The sequence below is a fragment of the Bradyrhizobium genomosp. I (2014) genome, assembly GCF_000261685.1.
Lineage (GTDB): Bacteria > Pseudomonadota > Alphaproteobacteria > Rhizobiales > Xanthobacteraceae > Bradyrhizobium.
This window is the reverse complement of sequence record NZ_AJQE01000187.1, coordinates 16549-43091: the sequence shown is the minus strand read 5'-3', so window position 1 is coordinate 43091 and position 26543 is coordinate 16549. Positions and strand designations below refer to the sequence as shown.

General features: G+C 63.6%; 22 protein-coding genes, 1 pseudogene and 1 riboswitch. Of the genes and pseudogenes, 14 read left to right on the top strand and 9 right to left on the bottom strand.

The window, feature by feature from the left end:
- On the top strand, positions 1-485 hold a 485-nt coding region (locus IC50_RS17990; protein ID WP_035707486.1), incomplete at its 5' end, for a TetR/AcrR family transcriptional regulator.
- Positions 486-929: 444 nt separating this feature from the next.
- Positions 930-5120 carry a hypothetical protein gene (locus IC50_RS17985; protein WP_157460998.1) on the top strand — a complete coding sequence of 1397 codons (4191 nt, stop codon included), beginning with the start codon at positions 930-932 and terminating at the stop codon, positions 5118-5120.
- Positions 5121-5243: 123 nt separating this feature from the next.
- On the opposite strand, the gene IC50_RS17980 is transcribed toward IC50_RS17985, so the two are convergent.
- The gene (locus IC50_RS17980; protein WP_035707511.1) at positions 5244-6440 is read right to left on the bottom strand and encodes a TrmJ/YjtD family RNA methyltransferase; all 1197 of its coding nucleotides are present in this window, start codon (positions 6438-6440) and stop codon (positions 5244-5246) included.
- A gap of 327 nt (positions 6441-6767) precedes the next feature.
- Between IC50_RS17980 and IC50_RS17975 the strand changes: the two genes are divergently transcribed.
- A complete protein-coding gene (locus tag IC50_RS17975; RefSeq protein WP_035707483.1) occupies positions 6768-7982 on the top strand; it encodes an NADP-dependent isocitrate dehydrogenase in 1215 nt (404 codons plus the stop codon).
- Between the two features lie 79 nt (positions 7983-8061).
- Here IC50_RS17975 and IC50_RS17970 read toward each other — a convergent pair whose 3' ends face one another.
- Both IC50_RS17970 and alaS read right to left on the bottom strand, forming a co-directional pair.
- Positions 8062-9288, bottom strand: coding sequence for a cyclic nucleotide-gated ion channel (locus tag IC50_RS17970; RefSeq protein WP_035707480.1), 1227 nt, complete (start codon positions 9286-9288; stop codon positions 8062-8064).
- A 5-nt stretch (positions 9289-9293) separates the two neighbouring features.
- Positions 9294-11990, bottom strand: a complete 2697-nt coding sequence (alaS, locus tag IC50_RS17965; protein ID WP_035707508.1) for an alanine--tRNA ligase — start codon at positions 11988-11990, stop codon at positions 9294-9296.
- A 221-nt stretch (positions 11991-12211) separates the two neighbouring features.
- Positions 12212-12303: riboswitch (glycine riboswitch) on the top strand.
- Between the two features lie 144 nt (positions 12304-12447).
- Here alaS and gcvT point away from each other — a divergent pair.
- The 3 genes from gcvT (at position 12448) to gcvP (ending at position 17060) form a co-directional block, all read left to right on the top strand.
- On the top strand, positions 12448-13596 hold the full coding sequence (gcvT, locus tag IC50_RS17960; RefSeq protein WP_035707478.1) for a glycine cleavage system aminomethyltransferase GcvT: 1149 nt from the start codon (positions 12448-12450) through the stop codon (positions 13594-13596).
- A gap of 11 nt (positions 13597-13607) precedes the next feature.
- Complete coding sequence (gcvH, locus tag IC50_RS17955) at positions 13608-13976, top strand: glycine cleavage system protein GcvH (RefSeq protein ID WP_035707475.1); 369 nt, start codon at positions 13608-13610, stop codon at positions 13974-13976.
- 216 nt (positions 13977-14192) lie between these two features.
- Entirely contained in the window at positions 14193-17060 is a 2868-nt protein-coding gene (gcvP, locus tag IC50_RS17950; RefSeq protein WP_035707503.1) for an aminomethyl-transferring glycine dehydrogenase, read from the top strand.
- A gap of 237 nt (positions 17061-17297) precedes the next feature.
- On the opposite strand, the gene recA is transcribed toward gcvP, so the two are convergent.
- Entirely contained in the window at positions 17298-18386 is a 1089-nt protein-coding gene (gene recA, locus IC50_RS17945; protein ID WP_035707474.1) for a recombinase RecA, read from the bottom strand.
- A gap of 210 nt (positions 18387-18596) precedes the next feature.
- Between recA and IC50_RS41345 the strand changes: the two genes are divergently transcribed.
- The 4 genes from IC50_RS41345 (at position 18597) to IC50_RS42500 (ending at position 19818) form a co-directional block, all read left to right on the top strand.
- Positions 18597-18773, top strand: coding sequence for a hypothetical protein (locus IC50_RS41345; protein WP_157460996.1), 177 nt, complete (start codon positions 18597-18599; stop codon positions 18771-18773).
- 131 nt (positions 18774-18904) lie between these two features.
- Positions 18905-19090, top strand: a complete 186-nt coding sequence (locus IC50_RS17940; protein ID WP_035707500.1) for a hypothetical protein — start codon at positions 18905-18907, stop codon at positions 19088-19090.
- Between the two features lie 205 nt (positions 19091-19295).
- Entirely contained in the window at positions 19296-19496 is a 201-nt protein-coding gene (locus IC50_RS17935) for a hypothetical protein (protein ID WP_035707471.1), read from the top strand.
- Between the two features lie 154 nt (positions 19497-19650).
- Positions 19651-19818: a hypothetical protein gene (locus IC50_RS42500; protein WP_035707469.1), complete on the top strand. Its 168-nt coding sequence runs from the start codon at positions 19651-19653 to the stop codon at positions 19816-19818.
- Positions 19819-20642: 824 nt separating this feature from the next.
- On the opposite strand, the gene IC50_RS17925 is transcribed toward IC50_RS42500, so the two are convergent.
- Positions 20643-20900, bottom strand: coding sequence for a DUF2798 domain-containing protein (locus IC50_RS17925; RefSeq protein ID WP_035707497.1), 258 nt, complete (start codon positions 20898-20900; stop codon positions 20643-20645).
- Positions 20901-21282: 382 nt separating this feature from the next.
- Here IC50_RS17925 and IC50_RS17920 point away from each other — a divergent pair, with 382 nt between their 5' ends.
- Positions 21283-21516 carry a DUF6894 family protein gene (locus tag IC50_RS17920; RefSeq protein WP_035707466.1) on the top strand — a complete coding sequence of 78 codons (234 nt, stop codon included), beginning with the start codon at positions 21283-21285 and terminating at the stop codon, positions 21514-21516.
- 78 nt (positions 21517-21594) lie between these two features.
- On the opposite strand, the gene IC50_RS17915 is transcribed toward IC50_RS17920, so the two are convergent.
- Both IC50_RS17915 and IC50_RS17910 read right to left on the bottom strand, forming a co-directional pair.
- On the bottom strand, positions 21595-21849 hold the full coding sequence (locus IC50_RS17915) for a hypothetical protein (RefSeq protein WP_035707463.1): 255 nt from the start codon (positions 21847-21849) through the stop codon (positions 21595-21597).
- Between the two features lie 109 nt (positions 21850-21958).
- Positions 21959-22255 (bottom strand): hypothetical protein, encoded by a 297-nt coding sequence (locus IC50_RS17910; RefSeq protein ID WP_035707494.1) that lies wholly within the window; start codon positions 22253-22255, stop codon positions 21959-21961.
- A 396-nt stretch (positions 22256-22651) separates the two neighbouring features.
- Here IC50_RS17910 and IC50_RS17905 point away from each other — a divergent pair, with 396 nt between their 5' ends.
- The gene (locus IC50_RS17905; RefSeq protein ID WP_035707461.1) at positions 22652-23116 is read left to right on the top strand and encodes a PaaI family thioesterase; all 465 of its coding nucleotides are present in this window, start codon (positions 22652-22654) and stop codon (positions 23114-23116) included.
- Positions 23117-23346: 230 nt separating this feature from the next.
- Positions 23347-23589 carry a PilZ domain-containing protein gene (locus IC50_RS17900; RefSeq protein WP_035707457.1) on the top strand — a complete coding sequence of 81 codons (243 nt, stop codon included), beginning with the start codon at positions 23347-23349 and terminating at the stop codon, positions 23587-23589.
- 46 nt (positions 23590-23635) lie between these two features.
- Here IC50_RS17900 and IC50_RS17895 read toward each other — a convergent pair whose 3' ends face one another.
- Positions 23636-25624 (bottom strand): pyrroloquinoline quinone-dependent dehydrogenase, encoded by a 1989-nt coding sequence (locus tag IC50_RS17895; protein WP_050991027.1) that lies wholly within the window; start codon positions 25622-25624, stop codon positions 23636-23638.
- Positions 25625-25676: 52 nt separating this feature from the next.
- Positions 25677-25899, bottom strand: a pseudogene (locus IC50_RS17890) (hypothetical protein).
- A gap of 185 nt (positions 25900-26084) precedes the next feature.
- Between IC50_RS17890 and IC50_RS17885 the strand changes: the two are divergent.
- Entirely contained in the window at positions 26085-26489 is a 405-nt protein-coding gene (locus IC50_RS17885) for a hypothetical protein (RefSeq protein WP_035707451.1), read from the top strand.
- The last annotated feature ends 54 nt before the right edge of the window (positions 26490-26543 follow it).

Below are 26543 nucleotides of genomic sequence, written 5' to 3'. Positions count from 1 at the left end.
CGACGCTCTACAAATTGTTCGGCTCCAAGACCAACCTCGTCAACGCCGTGCTGGAGAGCGAGGGCAAGCAGTGGCGCGAATGGTTCATCGGCGCCATGGAGCAAGGCGGCGGCGATGCGCAGGCGAAGCTCACGCGCATCTTTCCCGCGCTGAAGAGCTGGTTTGCCGAGGAGCGCTTCTACGGCTGCCCTTTCATCAATGCGGTCGGCGAGCACGACAAGGACGCCAAGCAGTTTCGCAACATCGCGCTGAAGCACAAGAAGATCGTGCTCGGCCACATCGAGAAGCTCGCCAGCGAGCTCGGCTCGAGCGAGCCCTCGGTGCTGGCGCATCAACTTGGACTGTTGATCGACGGCGCCATCGTCGCCGCCATGATCTCGCGCGACCCGGGTGTCGCCGATACGGCCGCGCTCACGGCAGGCACCCTGCTCGGCCAATCGAAGGCGAAGAAGAAGCGCGCGACGGATCAGCTCGAGGCGGTGTGAGCGGGGGCGAAGGCGTTGATCGGCAGGTAAGCACGATCCAAAGAAAAGCGACTGCGCTATCATATGCAGCCACACCCGCTCCATCTAGAGATCGCGCCCCACATTCGCCGCCCGGATCTACACTCCCGATCATCGGCGAATCAAGCCACGCGCGCCGCGACGCGCGATCAGCCGCCTGACCTCGCGCTCAGCAGCGCGAACTATATTAGGTCGAAAAATCAGAACGTTAGGGCATCTTCGAAGGCGAACCAGCCGAAGACTTTGGCGGCCATGCACTCGCTTCGTCGGTCAAGGATAAGTCCGTTGTACATCCCCGCGTGTTGTCAACAAGGCAATCGCGTCAAGCGAGCATAATTTCTGGCTGGCTACCACTAACTTTCTTATAGTTTCTTGATGCCGAAATTGTACATCCAAAGAAAGCTGCACCGTGGCGATAAGCTCTTGATGGACAGCGAGCTCGTCGGACAGAGCGGTATATTTGTCGTTCTTGCCGAGCCTGGCGCTGGAAAGTCCGACTTGCTCGATTTTTTTAGCAAGAGTTATGGAGTGCCCCTTCGCCGTGCAGCTCAGTTCGTCCATGAAGACCCCGCCCCGGAAAATGTGCTCGTGATCGATGCGCTCGACGAAGTGGCGCGCATCGGCGAGGAGAAAATCAACGAAATCATTGTGAAGGCGCGCGCATCCACGGCTACAACTGTCATTCTTGCAAGCCGTTCATACGTTTGGGATGAGGCGCGCACGGCTGCGGTTCGCGATTGCTTTGGCGTCAAGCCAACCATTTTGCGTCTCGAACCATTCGATGACGATGAACAGCGTCAGTTGTTCGCAGACCGCCTGCCTCTGGAGGATTTCGAGGCGTTCCGGACCGAGGCGACCCGTTTCGAGCTCTCGCCCATCCTGGGCAATCCACAGTTTCTCAAGCTACTTGCCGACGCTTACGTGCAGGGTGGCCGACGATTCTCGTCAAAGAAACAGATTTACGCCGATGCGGTACGCAGGCTTGCGAGCGAACGGAGAGATGCTCCAGGTGCGACCGCTCGCCCGGAGATTGACGCTATTGTTGCCGTGGCCAGCGAAATTTTCGCCAAACTGCTTCTTTCAGGCACTTTAGGCATTTCAGCCAACGAAGAAATTGAGGATGATGCCTATCCGTATCTTCGTAGCATAGCGTCAGATCCGGCAATCGCCGACTTTGCTCTTAACTCACGGCTCTTTAAACCGACTGATACCATCAACCGCCATGATCCCGTCCATCGCATCGTCGCGGAATATTGTGCGGCCGACTACCTGGTCAAGCGCATCGAAGACCCTTCTAATACCTTCTCTTTACGGCGTTGCCTTGCGGTTGTTGCTCCGAATTCAACAGTACGGAACGAACTGCGGGGCCTTTTGGGGTGGATGGCCTCGCTCGGAAATCGCGATACACAGCTGACAATTATCAAGCTTGATCCTTATGCAGTGTTTGCAAACGGCGATGCATCGCAGCTCGATCCATCGGTCAAGCCGTCTCTTCTTAGCGGACTAAGGGCGCTAGCTGAAAATGATCCATTTTTCCGGCGCATGGATTCGTGGAGGAAGTTCAATGTCGCGGGTTTCTTTACCGCGGATATGATTGCGCATGTCCGCCCTCTGCTTTCCGGAACCAATACCACGACGCATTTGCGCGGCTTGATGCTGGAACTCCTTTACGACACAGAAGCAGGGCGAGGCCTTGAGCCGGAGTTTCGAACCATACTCTTAGACCCTCAGGCCGGAGAGCATGACCGAGACCAGGCCTATCAAAACATCGCAGCGACCTCGAAGAATGGCCTGCCCAGCGACTTCATTACATTGGTCAGGCAGGGTACACGCGATTCACTCGATGTTGCGTCGCAAATACTCTTGAACGAGGGGATATCGCGCATAGGACGATCTCATGCCCTCGCGTTCACCCAGGCGCTTGCGACGCTTTATCCCGAAAGCCGACTGCGTGAGCGCAGGTTGGGGTCGAGGTACTTTATCCGTCGGGTCATATCGACGTTCAGCCTCGATGACACGCGATACCTTCTTGATAGGATCACAAACAGTCTCGCCTGTACTTGCGGAAAGATAAAACCCCATCGTTGCACTTGCCGCAGGGGAATTAGCAAGATTGCAGGGCATCTCCTCGACCGCTATTTCGAGCTTATGGTCGGCCCCTATGATCCACGTCAAATCAGACAGTGGACTGAACCTCTTGTGTTTGAAAACCATAAGAACGCTGACCAGAGCAGGTCTGTCGAGGCGATGTCACAGAACGCTGGTCTTCGCCGAGCAATCCAGGCCTCAATGATGGGTGGATTGTCCGATCCGGAGCAAATCCGCGACACGCGTGTCAATTTCTTCATGAGCTCAACCCACTCCGGATTGAGCTTTCGCGAAGGCGATTATGATGCGCTCGTTGACCATGCGTTTGCTGTTGGAAATCATGTGCTCTGGCGGCATCTGATCGTCTCCCACAGCCCTTACGAGAGTTCAGCAAGAGGTCCAAATCCAACCAGAGCCAGAATGAGAGCTCAGGCACGCTCGTCGCCGGACCTGTTACGCATCTGGACCAAGACCAATCGGGCTAGTCGCGAGGTCATGCGAAGGGACCATGTAAAATTTGGACACTCGCGCAGGCATTACAAACGTGTCGAAGCCGAGCGGAAAGCGAATCTTAGAGCACACTTTGCGGCAAACCGAACTCTGATCGAAGCGGGACAACATTGGGGCTGGCTGATCTCTTTAGCCCAACGTTACCTCCATGGTGCAGACGAGGATGATCTGGAAATTAGTGACGGACAGATCGTCGAAACCGCCCTGCTCAACTGCTTCAGCTTTATCGCTCCCCAGATTCCCTCGGTCGAAGTGATATCAGAGCAAGGCTCGTCCAATGCTTTAATGGTACTCGAAGCAGCCTGCCTTGCGAAGTTCCGTAAGACCGGAACGCTAGCAGACATGTCCCTCGATATGCTTCGTGCCGTCAAAGCCGGTGGCATCGGAGGGGCAGCATACCAGGAAGGCGAAGCCGAACGCTTCGAAGGAAGCATTGACAACCTGATCTTCACATCCGACGCCGACAAGATCGCGTTTCTAACTCGTCTTGTCGAACCTCAACTGGCGCGCACAGGAGACGCCTTCGCTCAAGTGCACATGCTCGATCACGGTGAGACCTTCGCGAGTGTGAAAGGCGCGCTCGCTGTGGATTGGCTCACACGCTATCCGGCCATGCCGTGGCATGCGCGGGAAGCGCTGTTCGGCATCGCCGCAGCTCACGGCGATAGAGCTGAGCTCAACTCTCTGATTGAGATGCGCTGCCACGACCCTATAGACCCATCCGACGGTGGTGTGGCCCGCCGGAAATTTTGGCTTCTGCGCCATTTCTTTTTCATACTACCAACCTCCGATGCAAGATGGACCGAGTTCAGCGCCGATCCAAAAGCAATACTTGAGATCGAGCACTATTCGGGCAGACTTACTCGGTATGATTCCCAGGGATGGCCGCAGCTCAACGCGGAACAGGTTTATTGTGTTCTCGACGCATTCGTTTCGTCGTGGCCGAGGGTGCCCTTGCCAAATAGTTGGGGCACTGGCGACCCTCCAGAAGAAACCGCTTACAGATTCCTGACGGACATCGTTTTCACGATTGGAAGAGACGACCCTTCAAACTCCATCCCGGTGTTTGATCGAATATTGTCGGATTCCGGATTTTCTGACTTCTGGAACTCAATTAAAAGCCAACGCGCAGAAGCGGTCAGGCAACAAGCGTTGTCCGATTTTCGCGCCCCAACGCCAACCGATACCTCCCGACTTCTAGACGACAGCAAGATTGCGTCGGTAGAGGACATGCGCGCACTGCTGATCGAGCTTCTGGATGAATTTCAGCGTCGGCTGAAGGGGGACGCCACAGATCCTGTCGAGGTGTTTTATTCGGGCGACAAGCGCGTCAGCGAAAATAAAGCGCGAGACCGAATCGTCGACCGGCTTCAGGATCTTTTCCGCGCGCTAAACCTTGGCGTCGTTGTCGAGCATCAGATGGCCAACCAGAAGCGCTGTGATTTTACAGCTTCGGCCGTGATCGATAAATCCCCAGTAGTTCTGGTGACCGAACTCAAGGGGCAGTGGAATCCTGAAATCTACACCGCCGCTTCGGTTCAACTCGCAGGACGTTACACAATATATCCGGGCGCTGCCAATCAGGGGGTATACTTGGTGCTGTGGTTCGGCGCCGATGAAAAAATCGCCGGCCGGAAAGATCCTTCGATAATCTCGCCCGCCATGCTGCGTGAGGAAATTATCAGAAGGATGCCCGCGGAGCTTGCCGGCAGGATTGACGTTTACGTGCTCGATGTATCGCGCGAGAAGGTTGCCAAGCGCAATAAGAAGACGGTTAAAGTAGCGAGGCCGCCCAAGACAAGTCGCGCAAATTCAGTCGCTTCCGCAAAGCGCCGCACTAAGGCTGCGAAGAATGCAAAGTCGAGGGCTCCTGCGAGCCGCTCGAAAAAAGGAATCTCTAAAGCGGCAAGCAATACGGCGGCTAAGAAGGGAGCAAATACTGGAGGCAAGCGCATCAAGAAAGCCCCCGTTGGGCGCTCAAAGACCAGCGGCAACCGCGCGAAAAAGAAGACGGTCTAAAAGGCGCGTAAAGCGCGAAGGCTAGGTCCGCTAGCCTTGCGTCAGATGATGCCGCTGCTCGTGGGAAAGCGTCTTGGCGACCACTTGCGGCCCGCGCTTCGCGCTGCCACAAGGCAAACCACCCTACGAAGCCTCCATCATCCCCTGCAGCCGCGCCAGCTCGGCCTCCAGATCGCGCTCCACATCCGCCGCGCGGATGTCGAGCACACGATATTCCCTTGCCTCCAGCCAGGCCCGCCGCGACGCACGGTCGGCGGCGATCGCTTCCCCCTCGCCCGGGTTCACCAGCTCGACCGCGATCCGGTGCGGGAACGAGACAAAGTCCGGGATGTGGCGACCGACCGGGGTCTGGCGCTTGAACTGGCCGGCGAAGCGGCGGTCGCGGGTCAGCGCCTGCCAGAGCAGGCGCTCGGCGTCGGTCGGATTGCGGCGGAGCAGGCGGGCAAGGCCGCGCACGGTGGAGCCGCTGTCGGGCACGCCGCCGCCCTGCCCGTGCTCGGCCAGGAGCGCGCGCAGGCGCGTCGCCTGCTCGCCATCGAGCACGCCGCCCTTGGCCGGACCCTTTCGTCCTTCCGCGATCGCCATGACGACTCCATGGAGGGTATGCATGTCCTGCTTGGTCGGCTCCATCCGGCTGAAGATGTTGCGCAGGTTCACCAGCATGGTGTCGCGCTTCTCGGCCGGCCGCAGGAACTCGACCTTGTCGAGCTCGCGCACGAGATTGTCGAAGAAGGCCTGCATCTGGTGCTGCGAGGCGCGCTCGGACCGCTCCGGCATGGCATGCGGCAGCTCGCCGGATGTGGCCCGCTTGAACCATTCATAGCCGATCAGCAGCACGGCCTGGGCGAGGTTGAGCGAGGCAAAGCCGGGATTGACCGGGAAGGTGATGATGCGGTTGGAGAGCCCGACCTCCTCATTGGTCAGGCCCCAGCGCTCCCGGCCGAACAGGATGCCGGCCCTGCCCCCGGCGGCGACATGCCCGGCGATCTCGCTTGCGGCCGCCTCCGGCCCGACAACCGGCTTGGCCTGATCGTGGGGGCGCGCGGTGGTGGCGAACAGCAGGTCGAGGTCGGCCACCGCCTGCTCCACCGTGTCGAACAATTCGACCCGTTCCAGAATGTGGTCGGCGCCGGCCGCGGCGCGCTGGGCGGCGATGTTGGGCCATCCGTCCCGGGGGTTGACGATGCGCAGGGCACCAAGCGCGAAATTGCCCATGGCGCGCGCGGCCATGCCGATGTTTTCACCCAGCTGCGGCTCGACCAGGATGACGATGGGACCGTCGAGGGAAAGGCCCGCCTTGCTTCTGTCAGTCCCCGACATCTCGCTTCGCTTTCCCACTGTCTCTCAAGGCCTTGGCAAGGCCGCCTCAGGAATTGATTCAAAGCCAGCCGTTGGCCGGCCCGCCGCGTTCGCCTGTCGTTTGCCTGTCCTGACGAAATTCTCAAGGGAAATAACGGGTTGGATTCGACTTTTGAATCTCGCCTGAAACCTCACCCCGCCCCCGGCCGGCCGCTCCCCATCTGCGGAAGCTGGATGAGCTAAAAGTGCATAATCCCTTGGCTTTCGCCCGCCGCGCGGCGGTGCTAAGAGGCGGCGGATATTCCCGTGGCGCGCCACAAGCGCCGTTCCCAAGAGGCTCCCCCGATCATGGCAAAAATCAAGGTATCCAATCCCGTCGTCGAACTCGATGGCGACGAGATGACCCGGATCATCTGGCAGTACATCAAGGACAAGCTGATCAACCCGTTCCTGGATGTCGAGCTGATGTATTTCGACTTGGGCATGGAATACCGCGACCACACCAACGATCAGGTCACCATCGACGCGGCTGAGGCGATCAAGAAGGTCGGCGTCGGCGTCAAGTGCGCCACCATCACCCCCGATGAAGCCCGGGTGAAGGAATTCAACCTCAAGCAGATGTGGAAGTCGCCGAACGGCACCATCCGCAACATCCTCGGCGGCGTGATCTTCCGCGAACCGATCATCTGCAAGAACGTGCCGCGCCTGGTTCCCGGCTGGACCAAGCCGATCATCATCGGCCGCCACGCCTATGGCGACCAGTACCGCGCCACCGACATCAAGTTCCCGGGCAAGGGCACCCTCTCGCTGAAGTTCGTCGGCGAGGACGGCACCGTGATCGAGAAGGAGGTGTTCAAGGCCCCCGGCGCCGGCGTCGCCATGGAGATGTACAATCTCGACGATTCCATCATCGATTTCGCCCGCGCCTCCTTCAACTACGGCCTGCTCCGCAATTACCCGGTGTACCTGTCGACCAAGAACACGATCCTCAAGGTCTATGACGGCCGCTTCAAGGACATCTTCCAGGAGATCTTCGACAAGGAGTTCAAGAAGGAGTTCGACGCCAAGGGCCTGACCTACGAGCACCGCCTGATCGACGACATGGTGGCCTCGGCGCTGAAATGGTCCGGCGGCTATGTCTGGGCCTGCAAGAACTACGACGGCGACGTGCAGTCCGACACGGTCGCGCAGGGCTACGGCTCGCTCGGCCTGATGACCTCGGTGCTGCTCACCCCCGACGGCAAGACCGTCGAGGCCGAAGCCGCCCATGGCACGGTGACCCGCCACTACCGCGAGCACCAGAAGGGCAAGGAGACCTCGACCAACTCGATCGCGTCGATCTTCGCCTGGACCCGCGGCCTGTCGCACCGCGCCAAGCTCGACAACAATGCCGAGCTCGCCAAGTTCGCCGCCACGCTGGAGAAGGTCTGCGTCGACACCGTCGAGGCCGGCTACATGACCAAGGACCTCGCGCTCCTGGTCGGCGCCGACCAGCGCTGGCTCTCGACCACCGGCTTCCTCGACAAGGTCGCGGAAAACCTGACCAAGGCGCTGGCGGCGTAAGCCGTCCGCTCTTTCGCCCGACTGGGCCAGATCATCAAGGGCCGCGCCTCGAGGCGCGGCCCTTTGCTTTTGAGGCCGCTTAGCGCTCCCCGCCTTCCTTCTCCGCCTGCGCGAGTTCGGCGAGCGCGAGATCGCCGGAGTCGGCGAGCCTCGCCTTGGCCGTATTGTGAACGTGTTGGGCGAGCGTCGGCATGCGCGCTATCAAAGCGTGGAAATCCTGGGCGTCGAGCACGAGCAGCCGGGTCTTGCGGGTCGCCGTCACCGTGCCGCTGCGCTTGGTCTTGTGCAGCAGCGCGATCTCGCCGAAGAAGGTGCCGTCGGCAAGGCGCACCTGCTGGCTCGGCAGCGCAATCTCGACCTCGCCGGCGGTGATGAAATACATCGACGAGGCAACATCGCCCCGCCGCACCAGAATCTCGCCCTGCTCGATGGTGCGTGCCCTGAGCAGCCGCATGATGTCGGCGATCTCCGTGGCCGACAGATGCGAGAACAGCGGCACCCGCGCCAGCATGCCCCAGGTGACGACGAAATCGCGCCGCCTCACCTCTTCCGCAAACGCGGTCGAGATGATCGCGACCGGCAGCGCGATCATGGCAAAGCCGGCGATGATGGCGAAGGTGGAGACGAACTTGCCGAGCGGCGTCACCGGCACGACGTCGCCATAGCCGACGGTGCCGAGCGTCACGATCGCCCACCACATCGCCTGCGGAATGGTGCCGAGCTTGTCCGGCTGCACGTCGCGCTCGATGGCATAGAGCAGCGAGGCGAAGGTCAGCACCGCGCCGATCAGGATCACGATACAGCCGATCAGCGCCCGCCGCTCGGCATGCACCGCGGCGAGCAGCGAACGCATCGCCGGCGAATAGCGGATCAGCTTGAAGAACGGCAGCACGCCGAGCGCGGCCAGCGTCGCGTGCTGGCCGGTGGCAAGCACGATTGCGGCGGGCAGGAACGCCATGAGATCGATGATGCCGAGCGCCGAGAAGGCGTAGCAGAGCCGGTCGGACAGCGCCGATCCCTTGCGTTGGGTATGCCCCGCCACGGTCCATAGCCGCGCGGCATATTCCAGCGCGAACACGATCACGGACAGGACGGTGATGCCCGCAAACAGCGTGCCGAACCGGTCGTCGAGCTCCGGCACCGAGGCGAGGATCATCGCGGCGACGTTGAGCACGACGACGCCGATGATGAACTGGATGAAGCGCGACCCGGCCGAATAGGCCAGCGGATCGTGCTCCAGCAATTCGTAGAGGCGATCCCTCACATTGGGATCGCGAGGCCCACGTCCTCGCGGAACGGGGCGCATGATCGTCAGGCGCCCGCCGATTTGTGTTCAGCCATGGCTTTTTCGATCGCCGCGAGCGCCTCGGTCGCCCTGGCGCCGTCGGGGCCGCCGGCCTGCGCCATGTCCGGGCGGCCGCCTCCGCCCTTGCCGCCGAGCGCCTCGGAGGCGACGCGGACGAGGTTCACGGCGTTGAAGCGCGCGGTGAGGTCCTGCGTGACGCCGACCACCACACCGGCCTTGCCGTCCTCGGTGACGCCGACGATGGCGACGACGCCCGAGCCGATCTGCTTCTTGCCGTCGTCGGCGAGGCTCTTGAGATCCTTCATCTCGATGCCCTCGACCGCGCGCGCCATCAGCTTGACGTCGCCGACCTCGCGCACGCCCGAAGCCGCGCCATTGCCGCCGGCGGCAGCGCCGCCGCCCATCGCGAGCTTCTTGCGCGCGTCGGAGAGCTCGCGCTCGAGCTTCTTGCGCTCCTCCATCAGCGCGGCGATGCGCCCCGGGACGTCGTCGATCGAGGTGCGCAGCTCGTTCGCCGCGGTCTTCGCCAGCGCCATGGTCTCGTTGGCGTGCCTGCGCGCGTAATTGCCGGTCAGCGCCTCGATGCGGCGCACGCCCGAGGCGACCGCGCTCTCGCTCGTCAGCGTGATCAGGCCGATGTCGCCGGTGCGCTTGACATGGGTGCCGCCGCAGAGCTCGACCGACCAGCCGAGCGCGTTGGCGCCGCGCTCGCGCGCGGTCCTGCCCATCGAGACGACGCGGACCTCGTCGCCGTATTTCTCGCCGAACAGCGCGCGCGCCCCCGCCTCACGGGCTTCATCGACGCCCATGATGCGCGTCGTGACCTCGTCGTTCTCCAGCACCACGTCGTTGGCGATGTCCTCGACGCGGGCGAGCTCGTCGGCCGTGATCGGCTTCGGATGCACGAAGTCGAAGCGCAGCCGGTCGGGCGCGACCATCGAGCCGCGCTGGGCGATGTGGTCGCCGAGCACCTGGCGCAGCGCCTCGTGGATGAGATGCGTCGCCGAGTGATGCGCGCGGATCGAGGAACGCCTGCCATGATCCACCTCGAGCTGGAGCGCAGTGCCGAGCTTCACTTCGCCGCTCTCGACCGTGCCGATGTGGACGAAGAGATCGCCGAGCTTCTTCTGCGTGTCGGTGACGCGGACCTTGACGCCGCCCTCACCCGAGAGCACGCCGGTGTCGCCGACCTGGCCGCCGGACTCCGCATAGAACGGCGTCTGGTTCAGCACGATCGCGCCCGTCTCGCCGGCCTTGAGGCCGGCGACTTCGTGGCCGTCCTTCACCAGCGCGGACACCACGCCTTCGGCGCTCTCGGTCTCGTAGCCCAGGAATTCGGTCGCCCCAAGCTTCTCGCGCAGCGGGAACCAGATCGCCTCGGAAGCAGCTTCGCCCGAGCCCTTCCAGGACTCGCGCGCCTTGGTCTTCTGGCGCTCCATCGCGTCGGTGAAGGCCGCCTGGTCGACGCCGATGCCGCGCGACTTCAGCGCGTCCTGCGTCAGATCCAGCGGGAAGCCGTAGGTGTCGTACAGCGTGAAGGCGACGTCGCCGTCGAACATGTCGCCCTTCTTCAAGGAAGCACTCTTCTCGTCGAGGATGGCGAGGCCCCGCGACAGCGTCTTGCGGAAACGAGTCTCTTCCAGCCGCAGCGTTTCCTCGATCAGCTTTTCCGCGCGCATCAGTTCGGGATAGGCCTGGCCCATCTCGCGCACCAGCGCCCAGACCAGGCGATGCATCAAGGGCTCCTTGGCTCCCAGCAGCTGCGCATGGCGCATCGCGCGGCGCATGATCCGGCGCAACACATAGCCGCGGCCCTCGTTCGAGGGCAGCACGCCGTCGGAGACGAGGAACGCCGAGGAACGCAGATGGTCGGCGATGACGCGGAACGAGGCGACGGTCTGCTCGCTCGGCCCGGTGCCGAGCGCGGACGCCGTCGCGTCGATCAGGTTGCGGAACAGGTCGGTCTCGAACACGCTCTCGACGCCCTGGAGGATGCAGGCCATGCGCTCCAGGCCCATGCCGGTGTCGATCGAAGGACGCGGCAGCGGCTGGCGCTCCTCCTTCGTCACCTGCTCGAACTGCATGAACACCAGATTCCAGAATTCGAGGAAGCGGTCGCCGTCCTCTTCCGGCGAGCCCGGAGGCCCGCCCCAGATGTGTTCGCCGCGATCGATGAAGATCTCCGAGCACGGACCGCACGGGCCGGTGTCGCCCATCGCCCAGAAATTGTCCGATGTCGGAATGCGGATGATGCGATCGTCGGAGAAGCCGGCGATCTTCTTCCACAGTCCCGCCGCCTCGTCGTCGGTGTGGTAGACGGTGACGAGCAGCTTGTCCTTCTTCAGCCCGAACTCTTTGGTGATCAGCTTCCAGGCAAGCTCGATCGCGCGCTCCTTGAAATAGTCGCCGAACGAGAAGTTGCCGAGCATCTCGAAGAAGGTGAGATGGCGCGCGGTATAGCCGACATTGTCGAGGTCGTTGTGCTTGCCGCCGGCGCGCACGCATTTCTGCGAGGTGGTGGCGCGCTGGTAGGGCCGCTTCTCCACGCCGGTGAAGACGTTCTTGAACTGTACCATGCCGGCATTGGTGAACATCAACGTCGGATCGTTGCGCGGCACGAGTGGCGAGGACGGCACGATCTCGTGGCCGTTCTCGGCAAAGAAGTTCAGAAAGGTCGACCTGATCTCGTTGACGCCGCTCATGTTCATCCAATCGGGTGTGCTTGGACCCGCTTCCTGCCATTCGAACCGGACGTTAAGGCTGATATCTGCGGGCCAAAGCGCTTTTAGACAAGGCCAGCTTCGCTGTCCAGAAACTGTGCAGAGAGATCAGAGGCTTGCCGCAGGCGCGCAATCCCGTTGAAAGGCGCTAGTGCCGCGTTGACAGGCTTGGCCGCCCTGTGGTCTTTATCCATCCATATCGTACGGCCACATCGGGAGAGACCGGCTTCAGGCAGCCGGCGCCGAAGGAGCAACCGCCCCGGAAACTCTCAGGCAAAAGGACCGCGTGGCTTTGACGACATCTGGAAAGAGGCGCCGACGGGCTTAAGACCCGGGTGGCACCCGCCGACGGGATAATACTCTCAGGCACAGCGACAGATGGGGCTTCGACTGGTTGCCCCGGGGAATCGTCCCCGGGGAACCGCCGAGGACCCCTGTGATGCCAGTACCCGACGACCAGAAATCTCTCCGACATACGCCCCTCCACGCCCTGCACGTGTCCCTCGGCGGCAAGATGGTGCCGTTCGCGGGCTATGACATGCCCGTGCAGTACCCCGCGGGCGTGCTGAAGGAGCACCTCCACACGCGAGCCGCCGCCGGCCTGTTCGACGTCTCGCATATGGGGCAGCTCGCGCTTCGGCCGAAGTCGGGCAAGGTCGAGGACGCCGCCCGCGCGCTGGAACGGCTGGTGCCGCAGGACATCGTGGCGATCGCACCTGGCCGGCAGCGCTACGCCCAGTTCACCAATGCGAAAGGCGGGATTCTCGACGATCTGATGGTCGCCAATTTCGGCGATCACCTGTTCCTGGTCGTCAACGCCGCCTGCAAGGAAGCGGACGAGGCGCATCTGCGCGCGCATCTCGCGGACGACTGCGTCATCGATTCTCTGGCCGACCGCGCGCTGATCGCGCTGCAGGGCCCGAAGGCGGAAGCGGCACTGGCGACATTGTGTGCAGGAGCGTCGTCCATGACATTCATGGACGCCGGCCCGCAAGAGGTCGCCGGCATCAAATGCTTCGTCTCGCGCTCCGGCTACACCGGCGAGGACGGGTTCGAGATCTCCGTTCCCGCGGCCGATGCCGAACGGCTCGCGAGGACGCTGCTCGACAATCCCGACGTGCTGCCGATCGGCCTCGGGGCGCGCGACAGCCTGCGGCTGGAAGCCGGGCTCTGCCTCTACGGCCACGACATCGACACCGCGACCACGCCGGTCGAGGCCGCGCTGGAATGGTCCGTGCAGAAGAGCCGCCGCAGCGGTGGCGCGCGCGCCGGCGGTTTTCCCGGCGCTGAAAAGATCCTGGCTCATTTCGATCAGGGCGCCAGCCGCCGCCGCGTCGGCCTGCGCGCCGAAGGCCGCGCGCCGGTGCGCGAGGGCGCGCTGCTGTTTGCGGGTCAGGCCGCAGGCGAGCCGATCGGCAAGGTCACCTCGGGCGGCTTCGGCCCGAGCCTGAATGCGCCGGTCGCGATGGGCTATGTGCCTGTGAGCCTGAGCGCGCTCGGCGCGAAACTTTTCGCCGAAGTGCGTGGCCAGCGCTTGGCCATGCAGGTCTCCGCCATGCCCTTCGTCAAGAACACCTACAAACGCTGAGGACCTCGAAAATGACCACGACGCTGTACACCTCCGACCATGAATGGCTCGCGATCGACGGCGACGTCGCCACCGTCGGCATCACCGACTACGCGCAGCAGCAGCTCGGCGACGTCGTGTTCGTCGAATTGCCCAAGGTCGGCCGCGCCTTGAAGAAGGCCGAAGCCGCCGCCGTCGTGGAATCCGTGAAGGCGGCCTCCGACGTCTACGCGCCCGTTACGGGCGAGGTGGTCGAGACCAACGAGGCGCTCGCCGCCGAGCCGGCGCTGGTGAACTCGGATGCGCAAGGCAAGGCCTGGTTCTTCAAGATCAAGCTGGCCGACAGGAGCGAGCTCGGCAGCCTCATGGATGAAGCCGCCTACAAGGCACACACGGCGTGAGATGAAGCGAGCTGTTTCCCCATTCTCGGTGTCATCACCCGCGAAGGCGGGTGATCCAGTACGCCGCGGCCCATCGGCCCTAGCCGAAACGCCTGCGTTTACTGGATGCCCCGCCTTTGCGGGGCATGACAGCGGAGTGGTGAGGCGAACAACCGCGTCATCGCGCTCCCGTCCCGGACGATGACAGCGACAGATGACCTATAGCGAGGACCCATGATGACCGCGCACCGCAAGTCCAACGGCGACACCGCCACCTCTTTCGCCCGCCGCCACATCGGCCCTTCCGCGCGCGATGTCACCGCAATGCTCGAAACCGTCGGCGCCAGGAGCGTCGACGCCCTGATGGCGGAGACGCTGCCGGCCTCGATCCGGCAGGCCGCCGCGCTCGATCTCGGCAAACCGCTCAGCGAAACCGAGGCGATCGCGCACATGAGCGAGCTCGCGCGTCAGAACCGGGTCTTCACCTCCCTGATCGGCCAAGGCTATTCCGGCACGATCCTGCCCACGGTGATCCAGCGCAACATCCTGGAGAATCCGGCCTGGTACACGGCCTACACGCCCTACCAGCCCGAGATCAGCCAGGGCCGGCTGGAGGCGCTGTTCAACTTCCAGACCATGATCTGCGACCTCACCGGGCTCGACGTCACCAACGCCTCGCTGCTCGATGAGGCGACCGCGGCGGCCGAAGCCATGGCGCTCGCCGAGCGGCACGCGCAGGTCAAGGCAAAAGCTTTCTTCGTCGACAAGGACGTGCATCCGCAGACGTTGGCTGTGATGCGCACCCGCGCCGAGCCGCTGGGCTGGACCCTGATCGTCGGCGATCCCGCGACCGACCTGGAAAGAGCCGATGTCGTCGGCGGGCTCCTGCAATATCCGGGCTCCTCCGGCGCATTGCGTGATCCGCGTGCGGCCATCGCGACGTTGAAGGCGAAGGGTGCGGTTGCCATCCTGGCCGCCGACCTGCTGGCGCTGACGCTGCTCGCCTCGCCCGGCGAGTTGGGCGCCGATATCGCGATCGGCTCGGCCCAGCGCTTCGGCGTTCCCATGGGCTATGGCGGCCCGCACGCGGCCTATATGGCGGTGCGCGATGCGCTGAAGCGCTCGCTGCCCGGCCGCATCGTCGGCCTCTCCGTCGACTCGCGCGGGATGCCTGCCTACCGCCTCGCACTGCAGACCCGCGAGCAGCACATCCGCCGCGAGAAGGCGACCTCCAACATCTGCACCGCGCAGGTGCTGCTCGCCGTGATCGCGGCGATGTATGCGGTCTATCACGGCCCCGAGGGGCTCATCCAGATCGCGCGCAACGTCCATCGCCGCGCCGTCGTGCTCGCCAGCGGCCTGCGCAAGCTCGGCTTTGCGCCGCAGTCCGACACCTTCTTCGACACCATCAGCGTGGATGCCGGCGCCAGGCGCGCCGAGATCGTCGCGCGCGCCGCGGCCGAGACAATCAATCTCGGCATCGGTGACACCAGCTTGCGCATCGCGCTCGACGAGACCACGACGCCTGCGACGGTTGAAGCGGTCTGGCGCGCCTTCGGCGGCACCTTCGCCTATGCCGAGATCGACGCCGAGGCGCGCGAGACGCTGCCGCACGAGTTGAAGCGCACGACCGCTTTCCTGACCCATCCGGTCTTCCATGCGCATCGCTCGGAGACCGAGATGCTGCGCTACATGCGCAAGCTCAGTGATCGCGACCTCGCCCTCGACCGCGCGATGATCCCGCTCGGCTCCTGCACCATGAAGCTGAACGCGACCACCGAGATGATGCCGTTGACCTGGCCGGAATTCGCGACGCTGCACCCGTTCGTCCCGCGCGAACAGGCCGCCGGCTATCACGCGCTGTTCGCGCGGCTGGAAAAATGGCTGTGCGACATCACCGGCTATGACGCGATCTCGCTGCAGCCGAATTCGGGCGCGCAAGGCGAATATGCCGGGCTTTTGGCTATTCGCGGGTATCACGCCGCGCGCGGACAGGGCCATCGCAAGATCTGCCTGATCCCCTCTTCCGCCCACGGCACCAACCCGGCCTCGGCCGCGATGGTCGGGATGGACGTGGTGGTGGTCGCCTGCGAGAAGAACGGCGACGTCGACGTCGACGACCTCCGCGCCAAGGCGGAAAAGCATTCGCATGATCTCGCCGCGGTCATGATCACCTATCCCTCGACCCACGGCGTGTTCGAGGAGCATATAAGCGAGATCTGCGACATCGTGCATGGCCATGGCGGCCAGGTGTATCTCGACGGCGCCAACCTCAACGCGCAGGTCGGCCTCAGCAGGCCCGGCGATTACGGCGCCGACGTCAGCCACCTCAACTTGCACAAGACCTTCTGCATCCCACATGGCGGCGGCGGTCCCGGCATGGGCCCGATCGGCGTCAAGGCGCATCTCGCACCGTTCCTGCCGGGTCATCCCGCAACGAAGGCGGATGCTCCGGTCGGCCCTGTCTCGGCCGCACCGTTCGGCTCGGCCTCGATCCTGACCATCTCCTACATCTACATTCTGATGATGGGCGGCGAAGGCTTGAAGCGTGCGACCGAGATCGCGATCCTCAATGCCAATTACATCGCGGCCAAGCTCGATCCGCACTTCCCGGTGCTCTACAAGAACGCCAGGGGCCGTGTCGCGCACGAGTGCATCGTCGATCCCCGTCCGCTGAAGACGACCTCAGGCGTCACCGTCGACGACATCGCCAAGCGCCTGATCGACTACGGCTTCCATGCGCCGACCATGAGCTTCCCGGTGCCGGGCACGCTGATGATCGAGCCGACCGAGTCGGAATCCAAGGCGGAACTGGACCGCTTCTGCGACGCCATGATCGCGATCAGGAAGGAGGTCGCCGAAGTCGAGGCCGGCCGCTTCAAGATCGAGGCTTCGCCGTTGCGCCACGCCCCGCACACCGTGCACGACATCGCGGATGATGACTGGAATCGCGCCTACACTCGCAGTGAGGGCTGTTTCCCCGACGGCGTCTCGCGCACCGACAAATATTGGAGCCCGGTGGGGCGCGTCGACAACGTCTATGGCGACCGCAACCTGGTGTGCTCCTGCCCGCCGGTGAGCGACTACGCGGAAGCGGCGGAATAGGACGCCGGCCTCATGTCCCGGACGCGGTGCGGCATGAAATGACGCACCGCAGAGCCGGGACCCATGCTGCTGACAGAGGTGATGGACCCCGGCTCAGCAGCGCACCGCTTCGCGCTGCGCTGCGTCCGGGGCACGAAACCACGCGATCCGCCCACGCAAAACGAAACGGGCGCCGATGACGTCGGCAACTCAACGTCCTCAGCGCCCGCTCCTCGCGAAAAGCTTTCGGGTCAGGTCCTACTCGTCCGCCGGCTCCTCGCCGTCGGCGTCGCGCTCCGGCGCGCCGGCCAGGATCTGCTCGGCGATCAGGCCGGAGTTCTGGCGGATCGCGGTCTCGATCTTGGCGGTGATGTCGGGGTTGGCCTTCAAGAACGCTTTCGAGTTCTCGCGGCCCTGGCCAAGGCGCTGGCTGTCATAGGAGAACCATGCGCCGGACTTCTCGACGATGCCGGCCTTGACGCCGAGATCGAGGATCTCGCCCATCTTGGAGACGCCCTCGCCGTACATGATGTCGAACTCGACCTGCTTGAAGGGTGGCGCCAGCTTGTTCTTCACCACCTTGACGCGGGTGGTGTTGCCGACCACCTCGTCGCGCTCCTTGATCGCGCCGATGCGGCGGATGTCGAGACGGACGGAGGCATAGAATTTCAGCGCGTTGCCGCCGGTCGTGGTTTCCGGCGAGCCGTACATCACACCGATCTTCATGCGGATCTGGTTGATGAAGATCACCATGGTGTTGGACTTGTTGATGGAGGCCGTGAGCTTGCGCAGCGCCTGGCTCATCAGGCGGGCTTGCAGGCCCGGCAGCGCATCACCCATCTCGCCTTCGAGTTCGGCCTTCGGCACCAGCGCCGCGACCGAATCGACCACCAGCACATCCACCGCGCCCGAGCGCACCAGCGTGTCGCAGATTTCCAGCGCCTGCTCGCCGGTGTCCGGCTGCGAGATCAGGAGCTCGTCGATGTTGACGCCGAGCTTGCGGGCATAGACCGGATCGAGCGCGTGCTCGGCATCGATGAAGGCGCAGATGCCACCCTTCTTCTGCGCTTCCGCCACCGTATGCAGCGCCAGCGTGGTCTTGCCGGAGGATTCCGGCCCGTAGATCTCGACGATGCGCCCCTTGGGCAGGCCGCCGATGCCGAGCGCAATATCGAGCCCGAGCGAACCGGAGGACACCGCCTCGATGTCCATGGACCGGTCGTTCTTGCCGAGCTTCATCACCGAGCCCTTGCCGAACTGGCGCTCGATCTGAGAGAGCGCAGCAGCCAGAGCTTTACTCTTGTCCATGGAAGATCCTTCGACGATACGCAGGGCAGTTGCGGACATTGGGTCGTGCTCCTTATGGCGAGGATTCGCGTGAGGGACAAACGGTTGCGAGGCAGCTCGGCGATAAAAGCAACGTACCCTATTTGTTCTAGGTTCGCAATATGTTCTTTTGGGAAGTGGGGTACTGTCCGTATTTAACCCCTAGCGTCCTAAGTTGATTTTGGGAGTGTCCTAATTTTCCGGTAACGTGCTTCCCTTAGGGAGCGCTCAATGAAAGACATGCTGGAACATCTCACGATCCTTCGTGAGCAGATCAGCCGGTGCGAAGAACTTAGGGACGCAGCGAAGTCGGACAAAAAGCGCGCTTTCTTTGAAAGGATCGTCACGAGCTACAAAGCTCTCGTCACTGAGCTGGAGGCGTCGATTTCTAAGGCCGCGAAGGGGTAAGGCCGCCTCAGTGGGCGGTACTGTCCGTATTCGACCCCCGAGTGTCCCAGGTTGAATTTAGAACTGTCCCAATTTACTTTGCTACCGGCGAAGCCAACGATGCCTTCGCACCGCTTTGGTGGGGTGCGACCGTGAAAGATTACCTAGCACAAGTCGAAAAGTTACGAAAAGAAGCCGCCGAGGCTGCTCTGATCCGTGACTTGGCGACCGATCCGGAGAAGCGCCAGATGTTCGACCGGATCGCCAGCCATCTAACCGTCCTCGCCGATCAGGTTGAGATGGCAATGCTTGAGCGGAAGAAGACGACAGGAACGTAAGGCAGCCTCGGTTGGCGGCCTCCTTCGCTTCCTTGGCGCCCGCCCCCATTGCTACTCTGCCGATTTCGTTCCCATTGTGCACAACTGAACAGACGCGGATCCGTTCATGGATCCTAATGCATCATCACCGCGCGGACCGTGGCTGCCATCGGTGACGAGAACGCTGACCCGCGCTCCCGCCTCCCCGCATGGAAATGAGAGCACCATGTTCAAGCGGCGACGTTTCAAGCAGCAGCTGACCCTGCAAGACCGGCTTTCCGCATGGGTGAAGCAGGTCCGAAAGCAGGCCTCCGAGCTTCCACCTGGTCCGGAGCGAGATGCCCTCCTCGAGAAGGCGCGCCAGGCCGACGTCGCCAATCAACTGCACGGCTGGGTCAAATCGCCCGGGCTTCAACCACCGAAATAGCCGGGCACCCGTCGCTGCTTTTCGACCGCGAGATGACGCGCATCAAAGACGCGCGGCCGGTGCGCCGTCAGAATTCCGCAATCTTGCGGCACCGAACCTTTTCGGGATCTCCGGCCTTCTCACGGAATGGGACCACAACCCTGGGACCTCAGTCATGACTGAAAACATGCGCGGCGATGCCACCAGACGCAATCACCTGCTCGAAGTAGCGCACGAGGAGATGGTGAAGTTCGAACGCAAGGAAAACGAGTTCCGCAAGAAGGACCGTGCGGAGCGTGCCGCAGAGCTCCATCTTCCCCTGAACGGGATCAAGATCCACTAAAGCATGATCCGGAAAAGTGCGCAGCGGTTTTCCGAAAAGATCATGCTTAAACAACAACCTAAAGCGCGATGACGATTCATCCAAATCTCAGCGCGCTTTAGGCCGGCAGGACCGCCTCGGACAGGACCGCCTCGGAGCCGGCGAGGCCCGCCCCGAGGGTGCGGCAGCCGGCGCCGATCCCTGGCCGGGAAGCGATCGCCTGTTGATTCGATGCGGCGTCACCGCCAGGTGTGCATGATCTCGAAGGCGCGAGCGCGCGCCTTCAGGTATCCAAATACCACCAATAAGCCATTGGCCAATCAAGGAAATTGCCAAGCGGCCTACAGTGCATGGGGTCGTTTTCCATTTTTCAAAGTCGAGGCGTGCTTGGCGCTGTCCATCGAAGGGCACGGTCGCCGTCCCCTCGGCCTGCCCGCCCCGTCTACAGCACCGCCAGCAGCACGAGGCCGATCACCAGCACGACGAAGCCAGCCGCCGTCGCGGCGGCAAATGACCGCTCTACGTTATCCATGATGCCACCCCGTTTTCGGCGCGCCACGTTTCCCCCATGGCTGAGCCGAAGGATAAAATCTTGCCGACGGGTGTGTCCGCAGTTGTGCGAACGGATGTCGAAATTGGGACAGGTGCGGGGCCAGTCTGCGGCCTTTCGATCTCGTTCCTTCGGCGGCCGATACGGGCAGCCGTCGGCCGGGAGCAGATCCGACCCGCCTGTCAGGCTGTCGTAAGCCGCGCCGGCTAAAGTCGCTCGGCTATGGTGTTGCAGCCCAGCACCTCAGCCTCCAACAACTCTCTGCCCCGCCTGGCTCTCCCCAGGCGGGGCTTTTTCATGCCTGTCGCCCGGCTCGCGGGTCGCTCTCCTCCTGCGTCAGGCGCAGCGCGAAGGCGCGGATCGCGGGCGCTGCCAGCAGCACGACCGGCAGCATCGCGGCCCATGCGATCAGCCACGACACCATCCAGTGCCGAACGAAGATCATCGCGCTGCCCGCGGGAAAGCTGGCGATTCCCGTGGCGACCAGCGAGGTCAGTCCGGACTGGATGATGCCGAAGACGAAATGAGCATAGCGGCGGGGAATGCCAAGCATGAGGCGTCCATGTTTGCTTGCCGTCATCACGCAAGCAAGGCACATGCCGTCACCTGGCGAGGATCCGGAAACGTTGGCGCGAACCGCCCCGCACGCCTTTGCCGGCGCCGCATGCGGCCTCGACGGCAGGAACTCTGTTCATGGTGGGAGAATCACGGAGTTCGAACGCCCACTCGCGGACCGGCGGACCTGCAGGCGATCCGGCGCCTGCAGCCAAGCATCGACCGGGAGGCGAAGCGGGATCGAGCGGCGGGGCGCCAGGGGGACTCGCGGGGTGCAATCCGTAGCCGCCCGGGATTGATCCGACCGTGGTTTGGGATTGGACTGCGCGCGCCCGGGGGCCTTGGGGGGCGAGGCATCATGCGCGCGATCGGTGCCAGCCATGCCGCTCTATTTCTTTCGAATCCGCAACGGCCGTTATTCCGGCTGCGCCGACCAGGCGACGGAATTTGCCGATCGCGATGCGGCCTGGAAGGAGATGACCAGTGTCTGCGCCGACATGACCGCCGGCATTGCCCGCAAGCTCCAGGAAAATTCCGAATGGCAAATGGAGCTGCTGGACGAGGCCAAGGAGCCGGTGTTCCGGATTCGCATCGTTGCCGAAACCTTCGACTAGGTGTTTGAGCATGATCTCCGCGCAAACGGGTTCCGCGCTTGTCGCGAGGGAGATCCGCTGCGCACTTTTCCGGGCCAGTCAGTCCGCGCTGGGCAGCCGCCGCATGGTGAACTCGATGTCGCCGCCGGGCAGTTCGCGCCAGGTCTCGACCGCGCTCATATAGCCGGCCTTGGGATAGCGGGCGAAGAAGGCCTGCGCCCTTTCCCGCGCCGCCGCGCGCGGCAGCGTGAAGGTCTCGCGCAGATAGCCGTCGCCGACCGTCTGGCCCGGCTTGCCGGCCATCTTGCGCCGGCGCGCCATCCGCTCGGCGAGATCCCGCGGACGATCGGCCATGTCCTGCTCTCCTCTACGCGCCACGCTCTCAGGCAGATGTAGGGTGCCGGCCGGATCAAGAGGAGTCCTGTCCGGAAGGCGTCGTGTCGCCCCCCGAACGGAGTCGCGGTCAGTTGGCGGCCGTGCCGCTCCTGCTCTTCTTCGGCGTACCGGTTGCGGCCGATGCCTTCGGCCCCGCCGGCTGCTTCGGCGGGTCGGCGCGCATGCCACCCCAGGGATCGTTGGACGCCTTGGAATCCGGAATCTTCTTCAGCGTTTCCTTGTAGGCCTTTTCACGCTCGGCTTCCGCGGCCTTCTCCTCGGGGGTCTTGCCCGGACCCTCCTGCAGCAAGTTGAGATTGGGCATTTGCGCGTAGGCAGGTCCCGCCAGCACGGCCAGCACCGCGGCCAAACGGAAAAGCTTCATCATCTACTCCTTGATATCCATGTCCTTGATATCCATGGCGCGCGGATCGCCCGCGCCGTGTCATCCTTGTCTCAGCCCGGTCGCACCCCGGCGCCGCTCGATGCCGTGTGGGCCCGCTAAAGCCGATCCGATCTGCACGATTTGGGGGCATGCAGCCAGTCGTCCCAGATCGGGCCGCATTTGGTGCACCCGCTCAGCGCGAGACCGAGCCCGACCATGCAAAAGACGAGGACACCCCGACGCAACATCATCCACCCGTACCCAAGCGAGGCATCATATCGGGCCAAGTCGGGCAATTTCAAGCCGACGGGACCGGCGCGAGACCGGGTGACTTTGCCGCGCCGATGCGCGCACAATGAGGCGAAACATCCGGCAATACAGGAGAGCGCGACAGCAATGCAAAGGCAGCCAGAAGCCGAATTCGGCCTCACCGACGCCCGCCGCATCCTCGGCGAGGTTTTTGCGCCCTGGGTCCAGGATCTCAACCTCGCGGTCGAGCGCATCGAGCACGCGCAGCCGGCGGACATACCGGACTGGCAACCTGGCGCGCTCCTGCGCATGCCGTTTTCGGAGCGACTGTGCCGGAACGGCGGCGTGGTCTGCGGCCAGGCCCTGATGGCGCTCGCCGACACCGCGATGGTGATCGCGATCCTCGCTGCCAATCGCGGCTACCGCCCCATGACCACGGTCGACCAGACCACGCATTTCATGCGTGCGGTCTCCTCAGCGGACGTGCTGGCCGACGCCCGCGTGGTGCGGCTCGGGCGGACCATGAGCTTTGGCCGCGTTACGCTGCTCTCCGCCGCCGACAGCAAGCCGGTCGCGATGGTGTCGAGCGCGTTCGCGATGCTGCCGGGCTGAACGCGCTCTGAAGGGAGGAGAACCGCGGGAAGCGCAAAGCCCGCCGCGGCTCTCGATCACGCCATAAAAGCGCGCCATAAAGGAAGGGCTCGCAGGAAAATTCGCGGAGCGGCCCTCCACCCCAACGTCGTAAACAAAGTCTGAAGCGCCGTGCAAGTAGCGCCAGTATTGAGTTTAGTTCAACGTAATTTCTATGCACTACTTCACGATCATCAGCAGGACCAACGCCGATGATCGAGAAGCGTGAAGATCAACGTCACCGTGTTTTCAAAGGCGGAACGATCACCTTCGAAAACGGCGGCATCCCTTGCACCGTGCGAAACATGTCGGCGAGCGGCGCGGCGATCGACCTCGACGCCCCGGTCATGTTGCCGCAATCGTTCACGCTCTCGATCGAGCGCGACGACTTCGTGCGGCATTGTCGCACAGTTTGGCGCAACGACAAGCGCGTCGGCCTCGCGTTCGTGCCGTAGTGCACGCAGTGTGAATGGCCGTTCGCATCGCACGCGAAATGCAGCGTCATGTTCGCCCGATACGCCGACGCCAGCGCAGGCCCGCGATGACAAGCACGATGATCGCGAGCGCGAGCGCCATCGATGCCGCAAGTAATCGTCCGCCGGGACGATCGATCGTGCGCGAGCGCAACGATGGCGCTTCGCCAGGCCGCGCCAGGCGGAACGCAACCAGGCTGTCGCCGATCGAGGTGCCCGCCTCGGAGTGGCCGCCGGCGCCGATCGCGACATATTGCTCGCCCTTCCAGAGATAGGTCATGGGATTGGCGACGCCCGGAACCGGCAGCCGGCCCTGCCACAGCTCCCTGCCGCTGCGCGCATCGAAAGCACGCAGGTAAGCGTCCATTGCGCCGGTGAAGACGAGACCGCCGGCGGTGACCGCCAGCCCGTTGACGAGCGGCGCGCCCCAGGGCAGCGGCACGCCGAGCGGCGCCAGATCCTCGGTGGTGCCGACTATCGCCCGCCAGAGGATCTTTCCGCCCCTCAGATCGACCGCGACCATCTCACCCCAGGGCGGCTTGTTGCACAGCAACCCGAGCGGCGACATCATCACCGCACGCGACATCGCGAACGGCGCGCCACGCTGCCGGCCGAAATCGTGACCGGGCGGCGGATTGAATCCGGCCGCCTCGGCGCGCGGGATCAGCTTGACCAGATGGGCGGCGCGGCTGGTGTTGGCATAGAGGATCTGGTTGACGGGATCGAAGGCCGCGCTGCCCCAGTTCACGCCGCCGCCGGTGAACGGAAACAACAGCGTGCCCTGCACCGAAGGCGGCGTGAACAGACCTTCGTTGCGTGCTTCCGCGAACTGACGTTCGCAGGACGAGCGGCCGAGGCCCGGCAACAGCGAGAGCGCATCGTCGGGCGAGATCCTCTGCGACGTCAGCGCCGGCACATGCGTCGGGAAGGGCTGCGTCGGCGACAGCGCTTCGCCCTCGGCTCCGCCCTGCGGCACGGCACGCTCTTCGACCGGCCAGACCGGCTTGCCGGTATCGCGGTCGAGCACGAAGACAAAACCCTGCTTGGTCGGCTGGATCACGACATCGCGCTGCCCCTCGCCGGTGTCGATGCGCGTGAGCGTCGGCTGCGCGGCCAGATCGTAATCCCAGACGTCATGATGCACAGTCTGGAACGCCCACACCAGCTCGCCGGTCTCGATACGCAGCGCAACCACTGAGTTGGCGTGCTGATTGTTGCCCGGCCGCTTGCCGCCCCAGAAGTCCGGCGATGGCGAGGATGTCGGCAGGAACACGAGCCCGCGCGCGTCATCGACCGACATCGGCGCCCAGACATTGGCGTGACCGGCTTCGATGCCGTCGCGCTTGAGCGGCTCGAAGGTCCAGAGTGGCAGGCCGCTCCGCGCGTCGAACGCACGCACCACGCCGCTCGGCGCATCGACCCGGCGATTGTCGCCGATCGCGGATCCGACCACGACCACACCGCGTCCGACGGCGGGCGGCGAGGTGATCTGGAATTCGCCGGGCCAATCCAGCGCCATGCCGATCTCGAGCTTGATCTCGCCGCCCTTGCCGAAATCGGCACAGGGAATTCCCGTCTTCGCATCGAGCGCGATCAGGCGGGCATCGTTGGTGCCCATGAAGATGCGCGATCGGCAGACGGAATCCCGGCGTGCCCTGTCATCGATCCAGTACGTGACACCGCGGCAGACATAGCGATTGGCAGGACGCTGATTGGTGGCGATCCCGGGATCGAAACGCCATTTTTGCGCGCCCGTGCCGGGATCGAGCGCGATCACCTCGTTGAAGGGGGAGCAGAAGATGAGGCTGTCCTCGACGAACAGCGGCGTCGCCTGGAATTTGGTCCGCCGCATCAGTTCGGGCGGGCGCGCGGCGAGATCGCCGGTGTGATATTCGAAAGCGCGGACGAGCTGTCCGACATTGTCCGGCGTGATCTCGCGCAAGGCCGAGAAGCGCGAGCCGCCGACATCGCCGCCCCAACTTTCCCAGGCAAAGCACGGCCGCGCTGCAAACAGCAGGAATGCGAGCCCGGCCGAAACCCATAAGCAGGTCCGCAATATCCGCCTCACTTCAATTCGGCCTTCTGGCAGGTTCGCTCGGGCGGGCGCCGCCCCACGGGTCGTACTTGTCCTTGGGCTCGGGAATGCGCTCGAGCGCAGCCTTGTAGGCCTTTTCGTCGACCATGGGCCTGTTGTCCGCCGGCTTGCCTCCGTCATTGGGATGGCCGGCCCTGCGCCTCCGCCGAGGCAGCCGTCAGTGCCAGAACCGCGGCCGCCACGATCAAAATCCTCATCGGTGCAATCCCCCTCTTGTGGGGTACAAGCTAGCCGGCAATCGCGGAATAGCAAATGCCGCGGGTTCCAGACTTCAGCAGAACTCGGATTTCAGCAGAACTTGGACTTCAGCAAAACTTGATCGGCATGGACTTCGTCGAATCGCATTCGTGCCTATCTGTTCGCCCGCAGGGGACCTTCACGGATGTTGCGGATTGTTGCTCATGCGGCGCTGCTCATTGGCGCGCTTGCACTCGGTGCCTGCGGCTTTGCCGACAGCCGCGCACCGGTGCCGGAGTTCATGCGCATGAAGGAGGCGGAGCAGCCGCCGCCCGAAGCGCCTCCCGACGTCAAGCGCGTGGTGCGCGAGCAGATCGACGTCGTCTTTCTCGCAACGTCCTATCCGCGCGACGTGCACGTCGCCCCGCCCCATCGTGAGGTGCGAGGACCAGGCTGGACGGCGTGCGTCCGTGCGCAGCTCACCTCCGCGACCGGCACGCCGCTCGGCGCCCAGACCTACATCGTGACCATCAACGACGGGAAAGTCGTGGACCGCCGGCGGGCGGAAGCCGACGATATCTGCGGGACGGAGACTTACGAGCCGATCTAGGCCCAGCCCCGGCGATGGACGTCCGCTCCGGTCGTTTTCGGACACGGTCATCGC

What these genes read in the sequence shown, in the direction of transcription:
- IC50_RS17985 (WP_157460998.1), top strand. Translation starts at nt 930, where the DNA reads ATGGACAGCGAGCTCGTCGGACAGAGCGGTATATTTGTCGTTCTTGCC.
- IC50_RS17980 (WP_035707511.1), bottom strand. Translation starts at nt 6,440, where the DNA reads ATGTCGGGGACTGACAGAAGCAAGGCGGGCCTTTCCCTCGACGGTCCC.
- IC50_RS17975 (WP_035707483.1), top strand. Translation starts at nt 6,768, where the DNA reads ATGGCAAAAATCAAGGTATCCAATCCCGTCGTCGAACTCGATGGCGAC.
- IC50_RS17970 (WP_035707480.1), bottom strand. Translation starts at nt 9,288, where the DNA reads ATGCGCCCCGTTCCGCGAGGACGTGGGCCTCGCGATCCCAATGTGAGG.
- alaS (WP_035707508.1), bottom strand. Translation starts at nt 11,990, where the DNA reads ATGAGCGGCGTCAACGAGATCAGGTCGACCTTTCTGAACTTCTTTGCC.
- gcvT (WP_035707478.1), top strand. Translation starts at nt 12,448, where the DNA reads ATGCCAGTACCCGACGACCAGAAATCTCTCCGACATACGCCCCTCCAC.
- gcvH (WP_035707475.1), top strand. Translation starts at nt 13,608, where the DNA reads ATGACCACGACGCTGTACACCTCCGACCATGAATGGCTCGCGATCGAC.
- gcvP (WP_035707503.1), top strand. Translation starts at nt 14,193, where the DNA reads ATGACCGCGCACCGCAAGTCCAACGGCGACACCGCCACCTCTTTCGCC.
- recA (WP_035707474.1), bottom strand. Translation starts at nt 18,386, where the DNA reads ATGTCCGCAACTGCCCTGCGTATCGTCGAAGGATCTTCCATGGACAAG.
- IC50_RS41345 (WP_157460996.1), top strand. Translation starts at nt 18,597, where the DNA reads ATGAAAGACATGCTGGAACATCTCACGATCCTTCGTGAGCAGATCAGC.
- IC50_RS17935 (WP_035707471.1), top strand. Translation starts at nt 19,296, where the DNA reads ATGTTCAAGCGGCGACGTTTCAAGCAGCAGCTGACCCTGCAAGACCGG.
- IC50_RS42500 (WP_035707469.1), top strand. Translation starts at nt 19,651, where the DNA reads ATGACTGAAAACATGCGCGGCGATGCCACCAGACGCAATCACCTGCTC.
- IC50_RS17925 (WP_035707497.1), bottom strand. Translation starts at nt 20,900, where the DNA reads ATGCTTGGCATTCCCCGCCGCTATGCTCATTTCGTCTTCGGCATCATC.
- IC50_RS17920 (WP_035707466.1), top strand. Translation starts at nt 21,283, where the DNA reads ATGCCGCTCTATTTCTTTCGAATCCGCAACGGCCGTTATTCCGGCTGC.
- IC50_RS17915 (WP_035707463.1), bottom strand. Translation starts at nt 21,849, where the DNA reads ATGGCCGATCGTCCGCGGGATCTCGCCGAGCGGATGGCGCGCCGGCGC.
- IC50_RS17910 (WP_035707494.1), bottom strand. Translation starts at nt 22,255, where the DNA reads ATGAAGCTTTTCCGTTTGGCCGCGGTGCTGGCCGTGCTGGCGGGACCT.
- IC50_RS17905 (WP_035707461.1), top strand. Translation starts at nt 22,652, where the DNA reads ATGCAAAGGCAGCCAGAAGCCGAATTCGGCCTCACCGACGCCCGCCGC.
- IC50_RS17900 (WP_035707457.1), top strand. Translation starts at nt 23,347, where the DNA reads ATGATCGAGAAGCGTGAAGATCAACGTCACCGTGTTTTCAAAGGCGGA.
- IC50_RS17885 (WP_035707451.1), top strand. Translation starts at nt 26,085, where the DNA reads ATGTTGCGGATTGTTGCTCATGCGGCGCTGCTCATTGGCGCGCTTGCA.